Here is a 2619-nt window from a genome sequence, read left to right as displayed (position 1 = left end):
AGTAAGCGATCCACGAACGACGCCCCTCAGAGTAAGATGGTAGAGCGCGTGATGTGTGATAGCGAAGTGGGTCAGCGGAGATCTGCGGGCATCTTCCAGGGAAGCAGCGCGTCGTAGTTGTCGACGGTCTTCGCCAGAGGTAGGCGCTGGAATAACCAGTGGAGGTAACGATAAGGATCGATGCCGCCGGCTTTGCACGTTTCGATCAGGCTGTAGAGGTTTGCACTTGCGTTTGCCCCCGCAACCGTGTCGCTAAAAAGCCATGAACGGCGCCCAACGACGAAGGGGCGAATCGCGTTTTCACAAGAGTTGTTCGAGATAGGCCAACTGCCGTTCTCGACATAGCGGATCAGCTTCGGCCACTGCTCGCGTAGATAGGTCAGTGCCTTTCCAAGCAGACTTTTTGGCACGATGCCGGGCGACTGCGCGAGCGCCAAGGCGTAGATGGTGTCGAGGATGCGCGTGCTGTATCGCCGTCGCAATCGCTGTCGTCGCTCAGGCTTCCATTTCTTAGAGCGGGCCTCCGCAGCGAACAGCTTGCCGATCAGCGTGATGAAGCGTGTCGCGAGCAGGTCGGGGGAACGCGCGACTTTCGGCACGTTGTCCTCCGCTTTGATGAAGTACCGCCTCAGGTGCGCCCAACATCCGAGGTGCACGAGGTCGTAGCGTTGAGCGATGTCGTTGTAGGGCTCGTAGCCGTCAGTTACGAGAACCGCGCCTTTGCGGACGCCCGTGAACAGCTTGTCGGCCAGCTTGGCGCCGCGTCCAGGTGTATAGCTGAAGCAGCGGATAGGGACGCCCGAGCCGGTCATCTGCGCCCAGAGGTAGCTCTTCGTTTGTGGTTTTCTCCCTTTCTCTTTCAGTACCTGGAACGTTGTTTCGTCGCAGTAGATCAGCTCTGCCTCGAGCAACGCATCGCGCATCAAGTTAATCACGGGCTGGGTCGCGAGGCCAACGCGAACCATGCTGGCGGCGATCGTGTTCGACGAGATGTCGCCGCCGAAGCGACACAGCAAACCAGCCTGACGATACAGCGGCATGCCGAACTGATACTTGCCGGTCGTGATCCATGCAAGCGCCGATTCGCTCAACAGTCCGCGCGCGATGATGCGCGGCGGCGCCGGCGTGACCTTGATCCCGAGGTCACAGCAAGGGCACGCATATTTGACGCGCTGGTGTTGGATCACCCGAAGCTGCTCGGGGATCACATCGAGCTGCTCACTGATCTCCGCACCTATCTCGACGAGCGCGTGCCCATCGTTCGTGCAGAAGCGTTCGGCTTCGGGCAGTTCGTGTCGCACGACCTCGCGCGGCAGATTCGGATCTAGAGGCTTGCGATGACCGCGCTTCTTGCGCTTGTGCGCGGCGACCGTCGTCTCCGGCGTGTCTTCATGCGCGGGCGCGCTGTTCGCGCCGAGCGTCTCGGCTTCGTTGAACAGGCTAGGTTGATCAGAATCTCGTGCTTCACTCTTGGCGCCGAACAGTTCGCGACGATAGGCTCGGAGGCGCTCCTCGGCGAGATCGCGCTCGGCCGTCACGAGCCGCAAGGCGCCGCGTAATGCCTCCTGTTCTTCTCGCAATGCACGCGCAGCATCGCGCTCGGCAAGCAACGCCTTCAGTTCCTCGGCGGTGATCGTGACGTTGATCGGCATGGCGGGTTAGACCTGCACGCCGCCTCACTGTTCAGCTCACGCGATGATATTCCTGCTTCGGATGCCGTCGAATCGCGGTGATGTCATCGCCGTCGAGTAGCGCGTGCAGCACGTTGGTGGTCATCGTCACGATCTCAGCCTTGTTGTCGGGCCAGATGAAGTGGCTTCTCTCCAATCGCTTTATGAGAAGCCAGAAACCACTGCCATCCCAGCCAAGGATTTTTATCCGATCGCGACGCCGGTTTCCGAAGATGTATAGCGAAGTGTCCATCGGATTCAGGCGCATCGACTGCTCGACGAGAATCGACAGGCTATTCATGCCGTAGCGGAAATCAACGGGATCGCGGTGCAGATAGACCTTCAGATCGTCGTCGAACCGGAACACGGCATCCTCCCCAGAATCTGAACCATGGTCGTCAATTCGTCGATGGTCGCGATTGCCCCGCCGAGTTCAAGCTCGACGCCGTTCGACAGACGCACATGCAAGGCAAGTGTCATCGATGGTGGTGTGGACGGCTGTGGCGGCGCCGCTGAAACGACCGACACGAACGCAGACGGCTTTACCGCGACGGGGCCGCGTTGGTGCGACCCGGGCAGATCGACGGCCACCTCATTAATCGACTCGTCGGGCTGAGACGGGTTGTATTCGTCGTTGCCATTATGCTGCGACGCTGGCGAAATGGCTTTCTCGCGCTCCACCAGGTACTTCGCGATCCACTTGCGCAGCAGATTGGCGTTGATGCCGTGCTGCTGAGCCAGACCGGCGACTGATACTCCGGGAAGAAGTGCTGCCTCAATCAAGGCGCGCTTACTTTTTTCGTCATAGCGGCGACGGCCATCGCTGCTGCGACGCACTACTGCCAACTCTGAGTCCATGCCAGTCATAGGTGTCCACCTCAAGATAGGTGGACACCTATGCTCCTCGCTACTGTCGCTCACTGCCAGACGTCGAAGATGGACCGCTTAC

The 2619-nt window shown here is 59.8% G+C and carries 3 protein-coding genes; all 3 read right to left on the bottom strand.

Features of this window, described 5'->3' with window-relative positions:
• Positions 1-71: 71 nt before the first annotated feature.
• From tnpC to QCE49_RS33490, 3 genes are read right to left on the bottom strand one after another with little or no spacing between them, the layout of a single operon-like run.
• On the bottom strand, positions 72-1652 hold the full coding sequence (gene tnpC / locus QCE49_RS33500) for an IS66 family transposase (RefSeq protein ID WP_250460783.1): 1581 nt from the start codon (positions 1650-1652) through the stop codon (positions 72-74).
• Positions 1653-1683: 31 nt separating this feature from the next.
• Positions 1684-2037 carry an IS66 family insertion sequence element accessory protein TnpB gene (gene tnpB, locus QCE49_RS33495; protein ID WP_045463971.1) on the bottom strand — a complete coding sequence of 118 codons (354 nt, stop codon included), beginning with the start codon at positions 2035-2037 and terminating at the stop codon, positions 1684-1686.
• Positions 2013-2537: a transposase gene (locus QCE49_RS33490; RefSeq protein WP_250460781.1), complete on the bottom strand. Its 525-nt coding sequence runs from the start codon at positions 2535-2537 to the stop codon at positions 2013-2015. The genes tnpB and QCE49_RS33490 overlap by 25 nt, the downstream gene beginning before the upstream one ends.
• Positions 2538-2619: the final 82 nt, after the last annotated feature.

The organism is Caballeronia sp. LZ008 (assembly GCF_031451435.1).
GTDB lineage: Bacteria > Pseudomonadota > Gammaproteobacteria > Burkholderiales > Burkholderiaceae > Caballeronia > Caballeronia zhejiangensis.
The sequence above is the reverse complement of the archived record's forward strand: the minus strand, read 5'-3'. Positions and strand labels throughout refer to the sequence as shown.

What these genes read in the sequence shown, in the direction of transcription:
- tnpC (WP_250460783.1), bottom strand. Translation starts at nt 1,652, where the DNA reads ATGCCGATCAACGTCACGATCACCGCCGAGGAACTGAAGGCGTTGCTT.
- QCE49_RS33490 (WP_250460781.1), bottom strand. Translation starts at nt 2,537, where the DNA reads ATGACTGGCATGGACTCAGAGTTGGCAGTAGTGCGTCGCAGCAGCGAT.